The sequence below is a fragment of the Vibrio sp. St2 genome, assembly GCF_947311885.1.
GTDB classification, from domain to species: Bacteria; Pseudomonadota; Gammaproteobacteria; order Enterobacterales; family Vibrionaceae; genus Vibrio; species Vibrio coralliilyticus.
The window spans coordinates 185,624-200,044 of record NZ_CAMZNA010000002.1; the positions used below are offsets into that span (position 1 = coordinate 185,624).

A 14,421-nucleotide genomic window follows, 5' to 3' on the forward strand; every position below is an offset into this window, starting at 1 on the left:
TGTGTTCCATGTTTGAAGGTGGAGGAAGATTATCATTTAACGATCATAAATCTTATGGCCAAATACTGTCAGGCAATGAGCCATCAATACTATTGGTTGAAGACGATAGACATCTGAATCAGCAACTCACCTCTCTTCTTCAAGACAGTCGATACCAGGTTACCAATCTGGATTGTGGTGCCGAAGCATTGAATTGCCTAAAGCAATCCAACTTTGACCTAATCATTCTTGACATTAACCTGCCAGAGGTCGACGGCTTTGGTTTGTTGAACTTTATCCGCTTTCATTCAAATACACCGGTCATCATGCTGACCGCATACGGCGCAGAAGAACACCGCATACGTGGGCTGCGTTATGGCGCGGATGACTACATCAGCAAACCATGTAACTTTACTGAGGTGAGTTTACGGATCGAAGCGATTTTGCGCCGAACTGGTCACAATCAAGCATCGAGCTCTAACCGTTATCAAGAATATAAAGAACTCAAGCTTGATAAGAACGAACTGACTGTAACCGTCAACGAGTCCGCTCCCATCACCCTCACACCAATTCAGTTTAAATTGCTCTGGACACTTGTAGCCAACCACGGCGCAGTACAAAGCAAACCGTTTTTGTACCAGGTTGTACTAGAACGCGACTTTAGCTCATACGACAGAAGCTTAGACATGCATTTAAGTCGAGTGAGAAAAAGCTTAGTCGCTTTGGGTATGAGCTCAGAACGAATTCAGACCGTTCACGGCAAAGGTTATTTATTACGATGAAAAAGTTACTTTTCTGGCGACTGTTTGTCGTACTCTCATTGGGAGGAGTGATCTTTTTCTCCCTACTCCATAGCGTCGCTCTACTCTCCAATGAAAAAATGAGTTACATCGATAAAAACCATCAGCAAGAAATTCTCGCTTGGGGTGAGCACGTTCAGTCGCTGCTCGGGCAAGGGAAATATGATGAAATGAATCAGTGGGTAAATCAGCTAGCGTTGCGAGAGGAAACGTGGGCAACGGTGGTACGTTCCAATGTCTCCGTTGTCAGCGGTAACCCTCTCAATAAGCGATTTTGGGATGGTTATGGCATAGGTAGAAACGTCGAGTGGAAGATTCACCTTTATTTTCCTGAGAACCCTATAATGGAAGTCGCTCTTACTCCTTCTGATTATCACTTCTTGGTTAAATTGCCTGCTCGTATGCGCCCCGGAACCTACATGTCGCACGCATTCTGGACTTTCCGAGTCGTCATTCCGTTCTTAGCTCTATTGGCGCTAACTATCTACCTTTATCGCTACGTCATGACACCATTACAGCACTTTCACCGTACAGCCAAAGAATTTAGCCAAGGTAACTATAGCGCTCGAGTCTCACATCACATGACACTGGGTAATGACGAGTTAAGCCAGATTGCTCGAACGTTTGACATGATGGCCGAGCGCACAGCTAGTGTGATTAACCATAATCGCAATCTGATAGCAGATATGTCTCATGAAATTCGAACACCGCTCGCTAGAGTTGAAATGGCGACGGATTGCGTCGAAAAGCAGATAGATACTGAAGAAATGGTCAGTCGAATTAGATCTGAAGTTCAGGCTATCCGAGTTATGGCAGAAGATACGCTGACACTCGCGTGGCTAGAGAACGAACGACCAGACTTAAGAGACGAAGCCTTTGATCTGACTGAGCTGGTGGAAGCCATCGTTGAAGATGCGCAATTTGAGTATCCCGATCGTCAGATTGCCATAGATCTCCCTTCGCAGCTTCCGCTCTCCCACTCTAATCAAAGGGCCCTATCTCAAGCAATAGAGAACATCGTCCGAAACGGGCTGAGATATACGCCGCAGGGAGAAACCCTCACCATTAAAGCTTCATTTGATGAAGACAATGTCACGCTGACCATATCCGATGCTGGTCCGGGTATAGACGCTTCTTTAACTAAACGAATATTCCAGCCCTTCTTTAAAGCTGATAACCAGGTTGGTTCACGTAAAGGGTTTGGCGTTGGCCTTGCGTTGGCCAAAAGACACATACAAGCCGTAAACGGTTCAATAAGTGCAAAAAATCGCAGAGAAAGAGGGCTTGATATGGTAATCAACCTACCTACTTAAATATCTCATACAGGAGGCGACATGCATTCCGTTGCCTTTTGTTTTCTCTAGATATCACCTCAAGATGTAACAGTTGTAAAAGTCATTTACTCACCCTATACGAGACGACAAAATCCACTCGATAATAATTCTCATTAACAGTGGAGGTTACGGTCAAATGCATACCGTATTCAAGTTAAGCCCAATTGCCCTCGCCCTTGCTTCAGGGTTGGTTTTCGCTAATCAAGAAACCGCAGAAATCGTTGAAGTCATTGGTAACCCACTTCAAGGGGTTGATACCATCATCACCGCTGAAGACTTATCCAAACAGCAGGCTCAAGATCTCAATGATGTATTTCGTAAAGATGCGGAAGTCACCGTTGGCGGCTCGGCAGGCATCACTCAAAAGATCTATGTCCGTGGATTAGAAGATACTATGATGAACATTTCTATCGACGGAGCTGAGCAGTCAGGCAACCTTTTCCACCATCAAGGCAGACTTTCAGTTGAACCGGAGCTTCTTAAGCAAGTTGATGTTTCAGCGGGTGCGGGTCGAGCCACTAACGGTCCGGGCGCTTTAGGCGGTGCGATCCAGTTTAAAACCAAAGATGCGCATGACCTTTTGCAACATGAAGAGCAGTTTGGTGCGCAGGCGAAAGCGGGTTACTACACCAACAACAACGGCTACAAGGTTTCAACCAGCTTGTATGGTGAAGTCACCGAGCGGCTAGGGTTGCTGGCTTCATTTGGCTATGTTGAAGGAGACAACATTGAAGATGGTCGCGGTACCGAGCAAGAGTACACAGCAATCGAACAGCAAGTTGCGCTTCTTAAACTTTCAGGCCAACTTAACGAGCAGCACTATCTGTCTCTGAGCTACGACTATCGTAACGATGATGATACTCGACTGAATCGACCTCACTTTCAACCAAGTGTAAAGAATGTTCCACTGGATCAGGAAGCGGATCGCCATACCTTTACGGCCAATCACAATTTCCGATACAGCGACCTGCTCAACTTAGATACCACCCTTTACAGCACTGCTAATCGTATTGCTCAGAAAGATCACCCGCAATGGAACACCAGCGATGGTACTATCAACACCATAGGCGGGAAAGTGTTCAACACTGCTCGCCTAGCTCAGCATACTCTGATTACGGGTGCAGATTACAAACGGGACAAATCTGAGTTCGAAACTAACTATTCAGGCCAGCAAAACCACGAAGAGAAAGGCACAGTATACGGGCTATTCGTGCAGGATGACTGGAACATTAATGATGCGATTTTACTTTCTGCTGGTGCCCGTTACGACTGGTATGAACTAACCGACAATATTAATCAGGAATTCGACTCCAGCGGCTTCAGCCCCAACATTTCCTTAACTTACCAATTGCTTGATGGTCTTGAACTGTTTGCGGGCTATGCTGAAGCGTTTCGCGGCCAGCAGATCAAAGAACTGTTTGTCATCGACTATCGCAACAATGCCGCGGATCGTGCTCCAGAACGTGCAAAAAACAAGGAAATCGGTGCCAGCTATCGCAAAAACAATCTCATTGCGGGCTTCACCTTTTTCGATAGCAAAATCGAAGATGTTGTTACAACCAGCAATAACGTCTACACCAATGTCGGAGAGCTAACGACAACAGGTTTTAGCGCCTACGTTGGCTATACATTGGAGCAAGTATCAGCCCGATTGAGCTACAACCAGTCTAATCCTGAGCTTAATGGCGTACCACTCAGTGATGGTGACTCTACACTAGGAACGTCAATTGGCGACACTTGGGTCTTAGATGTTAACTATGCAGCCAATGACGAGCTTGAGTTTGGCTGGAATGCGCGCTTTGTGGAACGTTTGACGGACGTAGCGGATTCAAGCGCATACCCAGAAAAGCCGGGGTATGGTGTCCATGATGTCTATGCTCAATGGTTACCACTAGCTGAGCAAGACCTGACGCTCACGCTTTCTGTGAAAAACGTGTTCGATAAATACTATTTTGACCATGGTTCATACATGGCTTACATCGGCAGTAGCGTCGCTCAAGGCTACGCTAGCGCGGGTCGCGATATTCGAATGAACGTTAGCTACGCATTTTAACTAAGGAAAGACAATGCTGATTAAATCATGGGTTGCGCTCTGCCTTATGTTAGCAGCGAGCTTGGTTCATGCCGGGATGATAACAGTGACGCATCCGCTGGGTGAGACCACGCTAGAATCCAAACCTGCGCGAGTTATTGTTCTTGGGATGGATACGCTAGACGTACTCGACAATTTAGGCATTGAGCCCGTGGCCATCGTAAAATCACCGATGCCACACTATCTGAGCAAATATCAGGATGATAGCTATGTTTCGGCAGGTTCACTCTTCGAGCCTGATTTTGAAACGATATTTGCTCTCAAACCTGACTTAATCATAGCCAGTAATCGCAGCTCTGAGTCCTATCCTGAACTGAGCAAAATTGCCCCTACTATCGTTTTTATGGCAGATGCCCGACGTTATTGGCAAACCACTCAGGCGGCTTGGAGAATGATGGGGAAAGTTTTTGAACGTGAGGAGGACATTGAACGCAAGATCAATCAGGCTCAGGCACGAATCGATCAGATAAGGCAACAGACAAAAATCACTAAGCCAAAAGCCCTAGTGGTGATGACAAACGGCGGCAAGCTCACGACGTTTGGACAAGATTCTCGCTACGGAGCCATATTTACTCTGTTCGGCTTCGAACCTGCTGATTCAAATAATGCGAATAAGGTTCATGGCGACCTAATCAGTTATGAATATATTGCCCAGTCAGACCCTGAGCACTTGCTGATACTGGACAGAGACCAAGCCATCGGAAGGGATTCTGGTGAAGCGTTTAAGAAACTCGATAATCCTTTAATGTCGCAAACTCAGGCGGCGAAAAACAACCGGATTCATTTTTTGAACCCTCATGCTTGGTATATTTCTGCCAGTGGCATTCAAGCAACTCAAATGATGATTGATGATATGAGTCAAGCGGTTAAGTAGCTTTGCTTCTTTCATTAGAAATGATAAGAGGTGCAGTAATGCGCCTCTTCTTTGCTCCTTACCAGTCTGAATGATCAGAAAAGAACACCACTTGATTCCTACCCAGCTCTTTGGCTTTGAACAATGCCGCATCTGCTTCATCAAACAACACCGTATGTGGCAAGTTTATTCGCATATCCCACACAGCTCCTCCAATGCTAACCGTGACAAAATCACATTCCGAATGAACATGGGGGATCTCAAGCATCTCGACTTCTTTTCGTAATAACTCCGCGATTCGTCTAGCGTCATGCAGATTAGTATCGCGTAATATAAACGCAAACTCCTCTCCACCTATTCTTGCCAATATATCGTGCTGACGCCGCGTCACACTGCTCAGTGCCTGACACACATTTTGCAGGCAATAATCACCCAGTTGATGACCATAGTGGTCATTGTATTGCTTGAAGTAATCGAGATCCAAAATAAGCAAAGCAAAGTCTTTGTTATCTTCATGACTTTTCTTGACTGTATTCTCTATCGCCTGTTCATACACTCTGCGGTTAGGAACTCCTGTAAGAGGATCCAAGCTCGCCATCTTCAATAATTCCCTTTCCTTTTCCCTAAAATGACGATTAGTGCTGTCCAGCAGATAATTGTATGTCATTGAAAGATTGGAATAATCAGAACCGTGATCAACCTTTAGATGGGATTCCATATCATGTGCTTTGACTATCCGGTCGAACTGGTCCATCAAGTCAACTAACTCATCTTTCATACCATGTTCGCCGAAATTAAGGCCGATGGTCTCCGTTTGTGCTGAAACTCTTAGCGGATGGAAATGATTAACAATCTTCAACAAAGGGTATCCGAGGCCAACGACCCAAGCTGCGGTTGCAACAACTCCACTCATTTGAATATAGAGTTGCTCTAGACGACTACCAGAAGCCAAAAAATCCGTTGGGGCTAACAAAGCAACAGCCAATGTTCCCCATATTCCCCCGCCAAGATGAACTGGAACCGCAGATACGACATCATCAAGCTTTGATTTTTCTAGCACTGATACCAAAACTACGCTGATACAACCACTAGTGGCACCAATAATCACAGCGCCACTTAAATCGACGACGTTAGCACTGGCTGAAATAGCCACCAGACCAGCAAGTAATCCATTGAGAAGGTAGCGGATCCCACGCATAGAGTGGATGTTCCACGACAGCATCAATGCACTAAAGCCACCAGCACAGGCCGACATGGCAGTATTAGAAAAGATTTTCGCCAAGTCGGCAGTAGGATCAATAATGCTACCGCCATTGAAGCCAAACCATCCAATGAACAACAGAAAAGTCCCTAACGCCGAAAGCGGTAAGTTTTGGCTGTACATTTCTCGCGTTTTTCCATCATCCGAAAATCTGCCTAGCCGCGGTCCAACAATCATAATGGCAATCAAGGCAACCCAGCCACCAACGGAATGCACGACCGTTGCCCCTGCGAAGTCTATGAAACCCATCTTGGCTAGCCAGCCTGTATCACCAACGGACAAATGTGTTCCGTTCCACACCCAGTGACCAATGATTGGAAAAAGCAGTGTCGCGGTAATAAATGAGCAGATTAGATAGCCTGAGAAGCGCATCCGTTCTGCAACTGCGCCTGACATTATTGTTGCGGCGGTTCCGCAAAACATCATCTGAAAAAGAAAGAAAGCTAACACTATTGGCGGATGCTGGTGGCCAATAGCAAATAGGTCTAAGCCAATTAACCCTTTCCAGCTGTCACCATACATAAACGCAAAGCCGATCAACCAAAAACAGACACCACTAACACAAAAATCAGCCACGTTTTTGAGCGCGACATTAATATTATTCTTATTCCTGACCAACCCACTTTCAAAACAAGTAAAGCCCGGCTGCATCAGCAGAACTAGCGCAGTACAGAGTAAAATCCACGTAATAGCGATGGTGTCGTTATCCGTAACTATAATATCCAAAGTCGCCACTTTTTATGCAATCGGTTTATCTGGAGCATAGTTAAGTAGCCGTGTTTTCTCCACTTTTCATCAATTTCTCATATTTTGAATAGTGTTTTATTTGCCAATTCATTATCCTTCTGCTGCAATTATCAAACCTCGGCAATACAGTTATTATCCAAATGAATTTACGTACCTTTTTCACTCTCTTTTTGGTCACAACCTTTGCTGGCTGTGCAACCTTTGCTGGCCTTAATTATGACCAGCTATTTGGTGAAGCTCAGGTAAGAGACAGGCAGGTATCTCTCACCACAGAGCACAGCGACTTCTTTCTTAGCGAAGTAAAACCTATTATTGATAATCGCTGCGTCGTCTGCCATGCCTGCTACGACGCCCCTTGCCAATTGAAAATGTCTTCCGTTGCTGGGATTGACCGAGGAGCGAGTAAAGAACTGGTTTACCAAGGCACGCGCTTAACTGCAGCTACCCCTAGCCGATTATTTGAAGATGCTCAGACCACGGAACAATGGCGCTCAATGGGCTTTCATCCGGTGCTGAATGAGCGTGACCAAACGCGCACAGCGAACATCGAAGCTGGCCTTGTCGCAAAAATGTTGATGCAAAAAGAGGCACACCCTTTACCGAATCAGACTCAGCTTGAGGGGTTCGATTTCTCTATTGATCGCTCGCAGGTGTGTCCAACCATTGAAGAATACGACAGCTACGCCCAAGAACACCCCACTTGGGGCATGCCTTATGGGATGCCAAATCTCTCATCTAACGAATATTCGACTCTAATGAGTTGGCTACAGAACGGCGCCATAATGAATGCGTCAATCCCACTAACACTTGAACAACAAGCGCTGGTAGAGGAATACGAACAGTTTCTCAACAACGGCTCTCGTAAAGCTCAGCTCACCGCTCGCTACATCTACGAGCACTTATTCTTGTCGCACCTGTATTTCTCGGAGCTAAACGAGACCACGCCACGATTCTTCACCTTAGTTCGTTCTGAAACACCACCAGGTCAACCCGTTAAACGTATTGCGACTCGCAGGCCCTACGATGACCCAAACGTAAACCGTGTTTATTATCGCTTTGTTCCTGAGCAAGCAACTATCGTGGACAAAACCCACATGCCGTTCGCTCTGAACTCGCAGCGCATAAACAACTGGAAAGCGTGGTTCATCGACACCACTTATGACGTCGCCCAGTTACCAGGATACGAGCCTGAAGTCGCCGCCAACCCAATGACGGCGTTCATTGAGTTACCAGTCAAATCTCGCTTCAAATTCATGTTGGACAACGCACAAAACACCATCAACACCTTTATCAAAGGCCCTGTATGCCGTGGGCAGTTAGCGTTAAATGTCATCAATGATCGCTTTTGGGTTTTCTTTCTCGACCCCGATAAATCGGACATACCAGAAGTTAACGAGTTTTATCACTCACAAGCTGACAACTTAAAACTCCCAGGCGAGTTGGAGAGCAACACCTTACCTGTCGCAAACTGGGTATCTTACTCCCGTCAGCAAGCACGATACCTGACAGCAAAGTCCGATTTCATCAACAGCTGGTTCAAAGATGGAAAGCATTTGACTACGGATGTCATCTGGACGGGCAATGGCACCAATTCAAATGCAGCTTTGACCGTATTTCGCCATTTTGACAGCGCTTCTGTTGTCCAAGGTTTAGTAGGTAAACCACCGAAGACTGCTTGGGTTCTCGATTATGCTCTGATTGAACGAATCCACTACTTACTCGTCGCTGGGTTTGATGTCTACGGAAACTTTGGCCACCAACTGATGACTAGAATGTTTATGGACTTTTTGAGACTCGAAGGTGAGAGTAATTTTGTCGCACTTCTTCCAAGAGATATTCGACATGTTGAACAATCCAGTTGGTACCAAAATCAAAGTACACAGCTGAGTGATTTCTTACAGCGCAACGTTAAGCCGTTCGATCAACCGACTCAGGTACCCTATCAGACCGATAACCCCAAGCAAGAGCTGTATGACATCTTGAAAACCCAACTTAGCCCCGTTCTGAAAAACCGTTACGCGATAGAACAGACCGGGTTTAGCACCTCCAACGAGGCTCGCTTGAGAACATTGGACGACATTAAAGGAAAAGGGCTGTTATACATCCCTCAGATAGTCATGCTATTGATAGAGTCCGAGTCAGGTCAAGAGCAACTGTTCACCTTACTGCACAACAATGCTCACACGAATATATCAAGCCTGTTCGATGAAGAAGGAAACCGCGACTACGAAAACGACGATTTAACGTTAGTTAGAGGGGTGATCGGAAGTTACCCAGCAACGTATCTGTCATTACATGAAAATGAGATTTCCCAACTCATCGACATGCTAAAAAATATCCATTCAGAAGAGGATTACGTTAAGTTATTGGATCGATTCGCAATCCGCAGAAGCTCAGATAGATTCTGGCCTTTCAGTGACAAAGTACACGCTTGGTACAAGGAAAATCAGCCTGTCGAATTCGGTCTGCTTGACTATAATCGTTTTGAGAATAGGTAGAACTGTTCAACCGAGCGTTTATTAACGCGGGAGGTGGGCATGAGTATTAGAGATAGTATTCGCGCTATCGAGCAACAAATCTACGTTGCTTGCTCAGAGGGTGATTACGACACTGTCCAAATGCTTGAGCATCAGCTCGAAAGCCTGCGCGGTAAGACCGAGCACCCTTTCGATGATGATCCCTATGCACCAGAGGGCAAAATAATCCCCGAAGACGATTGGTATTAACGATGAACGCCCCGCTATGCGGGGCTTTCTTTTGCCTTCCATCCAAAATAACACGTATAATCCTTTCCACTATTTAGTGGCCTACATTTAGTGTTTGCCTACACACCTAACGCTTAAAGGCGCTTACCTCTCTTTAAACTCTTATCAGTGGAGGGTTTTATGCTGTCGGACATCGAAATCTGTCGTTCCCAAACTTTGCACCCCATCGACCGTATCGCCGAAAATGCGGGGTTACTTCCAGCGGAATACCAGAGTCAGGGAAAATACAAAGCCAAAGTATCGCTTAATGCATTAAATAGGCTCGGAAACAATAACACCGGAAAACTGGTCCTCGTTACCGCAATCACCCCTACGCCTCTGGGCGAAGGTAAAACCGTGACGACCATTGGACTGGCTCAGGGCTTAGCCAAAATCAATCAATCGGTCATGGCCTGTATTCGTCAACCTTCCATGGGCCCTGTTTTCGGCGTTAAAGGCGGGGCTGCTGGAGGTGGTTATTCTCAAGTTGCGCCAATGGAAGAGCTTAATTTGCACCTAACTGGTGATATTCACGCCGTGACTGCAGCACATAACCTTGCAGCTGCCGCTATCGACGCGAGAATCTATCACGAGCAGCGAAACGGCTACCAAGACTTTGAGCAACGTTCCGGCTTAAAAGCGCTGCGCATCGACCCAGAACGCGTAGTCTGGAAACGTGTGATGGACCACAATGATCGTGCTCTGCGTATGGTCACCATCGGGCAAAATGAAGACGGGAAACAGACCAACGGTATTGAACGTGAAGATGGCTTTGATATATCCGCGGCGTCTGAGCTTATGGCTGTGCTAGCCTTATCCAGTGATTTAAAAGATTTGCGTCAACGGGTAGGGCGTATTGTGCTGGCATACAATATTGAAGGCCAACCTGTCACAACAGAAGACCTCGAAGTCGCTGGGGCCATGACCGTATGCATGAAAGATGCTATTGAGCCAACATTGATGCAAACACTCGAAGGAGTTCCTACTCTGGTTCACGCTGGTCCTTTCGCGAATATCGCGCACGGAAATTCTTCCATCATTGCGGATAACATCGCGACTAAACTGTGCGACTACACAGTCACAGAAGGCGGATTCGGTTCAGATATGGGGTTTGAGAAAGCCTGTAATATCAAAGCGCAAGTGGCTGGCAAAGCGCCTGACTGCGCCGTGGTTGTGGCGACATTGCGAGGTTTAAAAGCCAACTCAGGGCTTTACAACTTTAAACCGGGCCAAGCTCTGCCTGAATCATTGTTTGAGCAAGATGATTCCGCCTTAGTTGCCGGGTTCGAAAACCTTAAATGGCACATTAACAATGTGAATAAATACGGTACCCCTGCTGTGGTTGCCATCAACCGATTCCCACAAGATAGTGAACAAGAGCTCCAGCAACTGGCTGAGATGCTCCGAAATCTACCCAACAACGTTGAAGTTGCCATCAGCGAAGGTTTCGCACAAGGTGGCGAAGGTGCCGTTGAACTCGCACAAAAAGTGGTTAAGCAATGTCAGCAAGGTTCTCAGTTTAGCCCTCTCTACCGCTTTGAACAGACAACAGAAGAGAAGCTGATGGCTGTCGCTGAATCGGGTTATGGTGCAGCGAGTATCACCTTGAGTGAGAAAGCTAAGCAGCAGTTAGCAGAACTCAAACAGCAGGGTTTCGATCATCTTGCGGTCTGTCTGGCTAAAACGCCTCTTTCCATTTCCACAGACAGCTCTGTTAAAGGCGCGCCTACGCATTTTGATGTTCCTGTCCGAGAACTGAAGCTTTGTGCCGGAGCTGGGTTCGTTTACGCCCTTTGTGGCAATGTCATGACAATGCCGGGCTTACCGGAAAAGCCAGCATTTATGAACCTCGATTTGGATGATGATGGAAACATCATTGGTCTGAGTTAACACAGTTCATTGCGCGCTATCGCATGATTTACATGTGATAGCGCCAAATCACTTAATAATACGTACACATCCGCTTGCCATTCACTTCAATAATGTTGAATGGCGTTTCGTAAATACTTTCCAGTATGTCTGATTGAATCACCTCACTCACCGGGCCCTGAGCGACTACCCTACCTTTTTTGAGCGCGATAATTCGATCTGAATAACAGGCCGCGAAGTTGATATCGTGAATCACCACCACCACGGCTTTGTTCATTTCATGAGCCAACCGACCTACGTTACGCATGATTTGCAATGAATGTTTGATATCCAGATTATTCAAAGGCTCGTCTAAGAACACGTAATCCGTATCTTGCGCCATCACCATTGCAATGAATGCCAGCTGGCGCTGACCTCCACTCAACTCGTCGAGGTACTTGTTCTGGATATCGGATAAATCCAAATAAGATATGGACTTATCGATTACTTGTTGGTCTTCATCGGTCAATTTACCTTGTGAGTATGGAAAACGCCCAAAAGACACCATTTCTCTTACTGTAAAACGCATAGTGATGTTGTTTGCTTGGCGAAGTACTGCCAATCTCTTTGCCAACTCTTTTGTGTCCCATTCAGACAAAGAGCGGCAATCAATGAACACTTGCCCACCGTCTTTATCAATCAATCGGCTCGCCATGGATAGCAAAGTACTCTTACCTGCGCCGTTGGGGCCAATGATAGAGGTTACTTTGCCCTTCTCGAATTCCGCACTCGCGTCATCAACCACTTTGGATTGACCAAACAACTTGGTTAGATTCTGTAATTTAATCATAAAGCCTCTAGACGACTCGGTTACGCAGTAACATAGTCAAAAAATAAATTCCGCCAACAAAGTTGATGACAACACTTAGCGTGGTAGAAAATCCAAACACCTTTTCTACCAGCCACTGACCACTTAGTAAGGCCGCCACTGAAAGCAGTGATACTCCGATCAGCAATACTCGGTGCTGGTAACTCTTAAAAAACTCACGAGTCAAGTTGGTCACCAGAAGCCCGAAAAACATAATTGGCCCAATCAGTGCCGTTGAAATGGCAATAAGCGCCGCTGACAGCACCAACACCCAAAGCGTAACGCGTTTTACGTTAACCCCTAAGCTGGTGGCGTTGTCTTTGTCCAACCAAAACACATCCAGCAAACGATTCAGGCGATACAGCAACGCGCTGATCAATAGCAATAGTGGCGTACATAAGTAAACAAGCTCAACGCTGACGTTATTGAAGCTGGCAAACATATTCGCTTGGACAGAAGCAAAATCACTCGGGTCCATCAACATAATGAAAAACGAGGAGATGCTGCCAAACAACTGACCGAGTATCACGCCCAGCAGCAATAACACCATCAAGTTTTGTCGCTCGCCTCTGAAGTAAAAGCTGAATAGCAGCAGTGAGAACGCCAGCATAACAACAACAGAGACGCTGAAGTTAAAGTAGGCGTTCATCGCGATACTGCTCAGCCCGCCAAACATCACAACCACCAGCACCTGAGTAAACATGTACAGAGAATCAAAGCCCATGATACTTGGTGTCAGAATGCGGTTATGAGTAATGGTCTGAAAAGCCAGTGACGACTGACCTATCGCGATGCCTGCCACAATCATGGCAAGCACTTTGGGAACTCGCCGTGAAAGGAAGTACTGGTAATTATCAACATTTAAGCCAATGCCAATAAACAGAAAACCAAACAACAATACGATGACAGTCAGTCCAATGATCTTCACCCTATCCTGCATTTTTCTGCCCCTTTAAGATGAAGAAAATAAATACGCTACCACCTAAAATGCTGATAATGGTCGAGATTGGAATCTCGTATGGGAAGATAATCAATCGACTTGCCAAATCACAGCAAAGGACAATCAGGGCACCCATTATCGCGGTAATTGGAATATTGCGGCGAAGATTATCTCCATAGAACCGACTGACCAGATTAGGGACAATCAGCCCAAGGAACGGCAACATCCCCACGATCATCACAACGGAAGCAGACATCACAGAGACTAACAGCACACCAATGATCAGCACTTGCTGGTAGTTCAGCCCCAAGTTGACGGCAAAATCCTTACCTAAACCGACAGCGGAAATTCTCGCTGCATACAGGTAACTGAAGATGGCAAAGGGAATGGCGATGTAAAGCAGCTCATAATCGCCCTGTAGCAAATTCGCAAAGTTAGCGACCGTCCAACTAGAAAGGTTTTGTAGCGCATCGTACTTATACGCAACAAATGTCGCGAGCGAATCAACAACATTGCCGAAAATAATCCCAATCAATGGAACAAATACCGCGTTCTTAAACTGAATACGATTGATGAACTGCACAAACAGCAACGTACCTAGCATAGACACCGAGAAAATAAGCCACAGTTGCTGACCATTACCAAATAATACTAAGCTCAGTACGTAACCGAGCATGGCACACTCAATCGTTCCTGACGTGGAAGGTGAAGCAAATCGATTCTGACTGATCTGCTGCATAATCAAACCAGCAATACTCAGCCCAGCCCCCGCCAGCAGTACCGCCACCAAACGTGGAATTCGACTAGCAAACAGCAAATGCCAACTGGCTGTATCTCCGGCGATCAGAGAAGCAACATTTAGTTTTCCAACGCCTACAAAAATCGACGCTGCACTCAGTACCAACAGAACAAATAACAACTTTTTCAATGTAAAACCCTTACAACGCAAAAAACC

The 14,421-nt window shown here is 46.1% G+C and carries 11 protein-coding genes; 7 read left to right on the plus strand and 4 right to left on the minus strand.

Annotated features, from left to right (window positions below; genetic code table 11):
• Positions 1-8 precede the first annotated feature (8 nt).
• The 4 genes from QMA41_RS07375 to QMA41_RS07390 all read left to right on the plus strand — a co-directional run bounded on the left by QMA41_RS07375 (position 9) and on the right by QMA41_RS07390 (position 5,079).
• Positions 9-761 carry a response regulator transcription factor gene (locus QMA41_RS07375; RefSeq protein WP_006961165.1) on the plus strand — a complete coding sequence of 251 codons (753 nt, stop codon included), beginning with the start codon at positions 9-11 and terminating at the stop codon, positions 759-761.
• Positions 758-2,092 (plus strand): sensor histidine kinase, encoded by a 1,335-nt coding sequence (locus QMA41_RS07380; RefSeq protein WP_064486403.1) that lies wholly within the window; start codon positions 758-760, stop codon positions 2,090-2,092. Before QMA41_RS07375 ends, QMA41_RS07380 begins: the two co-directional genes overlap by 4 nt.
• Positions 2,093-2,249: 157 nt before the next feature.
• Positions 2,250-4,166 carry a TonB-dependent receptor gene (locus QMA41_RS07385; RefSeq protein ID WP_281629258.1) on the plus strand — a complete coding sequence of 639 codons (1,917 nt, stop codon included), beginning with the start codon at positions 2,250-2,252 and terminating at the stop codon, positions 4,164-4,166.
• 13 nt (positions 4,167-4,179) lie between these two features.
• Positions 4,180-5,079 carry a siderophore ABC transporter substrate-binding protein gene (locus QMA41_RS07390; protein WP_040121715.1) on the plus strand — a complete coding sequence of 300 codons (900 nt, stop codon included), beginning with the start codon at positions 4,180-4,182 and terminating at the stop codon, positions 5,077-5,079.
• Positions 5,080-5,137: 58 nt separating this feature from the next.
• Here QMA41_RS07390 and amt read toward each other — a convergent pair whose 3' ends face one another.
• Entirely contained in the window at positions 5,138-7,045 is a 1,908-nt protein-coding gene (amt, locus tag QMA41_RS07395) for an ammonium transporter (RefSeq protein ID WP_198562133.1), read from the minus strand.
• Between the two features lie 161 nt (positions 7,046-7,206).
• On the opposite strand from amt, the gene QMA41_RS07400 reads away from it, so the two are divergent.
• The 3 genes from QMA41_RS07400 to QMA41_RS07410 all read left to right on the plus strand — a co-directional run bounded on the left by QMA41_RS07400 (position 7,207) and on the right by QMA41_RS07410 (position 11,700).
• Entirely contained in the window at positions 7,207-9,564 is a 2,358-nt protein-coding gene (locus QMA41_RS07400) for a fatty acid cis/trans isomerase (protein ID WP_281629259.1), read from the plus strand.
• A gap of 39 nt (positions 9,565-9,603) precedes the next feature.
• Positions 9,604-9,792 (plus strand): hypothetical protein, encoded by a 189-nt coding sequence (locus tag QMA41_RS07405; RefSeq protein WP_006961171.1) that lies wholly within the window; start codon positions 9,604-9,606, stop codon positions 9,790-9,792.
• Positions 9,793-9,951: 159 nt separating this feature from the next.
• A complete protein-coding gene (locus QMA41_RS07410) occupies positions 9,952-11,700 on the plus strand; it encodes a formate--tetrahydrofolate ligase (RefSeq protein ID WP_281629260.1) in 1,749 nt (582 codons plus the stop codon).
• A 52-nt stretch (positions 11,701-11,752) separates the two neighbouring features.
• Here QMA41_RS07410 and vctC read toward each other — a convergent pair whose 3' ends face one another.
• Genes vctC through vctD form a run of 3 tightly spaced genes read right to left on the minus strand, consistent with a single transcriptional unit; the run spans position 11,753 to position 14,394 of the window.
• Positions 11,753-12,508 (minus strand): iron chelate ABC transporter ATP-binding protein VctC, encoded by a 756-nt coding sequence (vctC, locus tag QMA41_RS07415; RefSeq protein ID WP_171748010.1) that lies wholly within the window; start codon positions 12,506-12,508, stop codon positions 11,753-11,755.
• Between the two features lie 7 nt (positions 12,509-12,515).
• Positions 12,516-13,466: an iron chelate uptake ABC transporter permease subunit VctG gene (gene vctG / locus QMA41_RS07420; RefSeq protein WP_281629261.1), complete on the minus strand. Its 951-nt coding sequence runs from the start codon at positions 13,464-13,466 to the stop codon at positions 12,516-12,518.
• The gene (gene vctD / locus QMA41_RS07425; RefSeq protein WP_040121719.1) at positions 13,456-14,394 is read right to left on the minus strand and encodes an iron chelate uptake ABC transporter permease subunit VctD; all 939 of its coding nucleotides are present in this window, start codon (positions 14,392-14,394) and stop codon (positions 13,456-13,458) included. The genes vctG and vctD overlap by 11 nt, the downstream gene beginning before the upstream one ends.
• Positions 14,395-14,421: the final 27 nt, after the last annotated feature.